We start from the raw sequence: 950 nt of genomic DNA, 5'->3' as shown, positions 1-950 counted from the left end.
GGTGCTGATTCAGTAGAAAGCTTAGTTGCTTCTTTAGAATCTCCTCGTAAAGTCATGCTTATGGTTAAATCTGGTCAGCCGGTAGATGATTTTATTGAATTGTTAATTCCTCATTTAGATAAAGGCGACATCATCATAGATGGCGGTAACAGCCAATTTGAAGATTCAAATCGTCGTACACATTACCTACGCGAAAAAGGCCTCCTTTACATAGGAACAGGCGTTTCAGGTGGAGAAGAAGGTGCTTTATTAGGTCCATCAATTATGCCAGGTGGCGCTAAAGAAGCATGGGAACATGTTAAGCCTATTTTCCAAGGCATTTCAGCTAAAGTAGCCGATGCCAATGGCGACCTTACCGTACCTTGTTGTGACTGGGTGGGCGATGACGGCGCAGGGCACTTCGTCAAAATGGTACATAACGGCATTGAATATGGCGACATGCAACTTATTTGTGAAGCTTACATTTTAATGCGTGACTTACTTGGTATGTCTGCTAATGAAATGCAAGCCGTGTTTGCAGATTGGAACAAAACAGAACTGAGCAGCTACCTCGTAGAAATTACAGCGGACATTTTAGCGTATAAAGAAGACGGAAAAGCCCTAGTTGAAAGTATTCTTGATACCGCCGGCCAAAAAGGTACAGGTAAATGGACAGGGGTTACGGCATTACACTTAGGTGTACCATTAACCCTTATTGGTGAAGCCGTATTTGCTCGTTGTTTATCAGCAATTAAAGAAGAGCGTGTTCAAGCGTCTTCAGTTATTTCTGGCCCAACGCCAGTATTTACTGGCGACAAAGCCGCCTTTATTGAAAGCTTAAGACAAGCACTCTTAGCGTCTAAAATTGTATCTTACGCCCAAGGTTACGCGGTAATGCGTGAAGCAGCGAAAGAATACAAATGGGAACTTGATTGTGGTGCTATTGCGCTAATGTGGCGTGGTGGTTGTAT

At 43.3% G+C, this 950-nt stretch carries 1 protein-coding gene; it reads left to right on the top strand.

Going from position 1 to position 950, the window contains the following annotated elements; genetic code table 11:
• The coding region (gene gnd, locus B0X80_RS20245) for a decarboxylating NADP(+)-dependent phosphogluconate dehydrogenase (protein ID WP_139345363.1) at positions 1-950 on the top strand (950 nt) is incomplete at both ends.

Source organism: Pseudocolwellia agarivorans, assembly GCF_002000085.1.
In the GTDB taxonomy this organism is placed as follows: domain Bacteria; phylum Pseudomonadota; class Gammaproteobacteria; order Enterobacterales; family Alteromonadaceae; genus Pseudocolwellia; species Pseudocolwellia agarivorans.
This window is presented reverse-complemented; position numbering and strand designations above follow the sequence as displayed.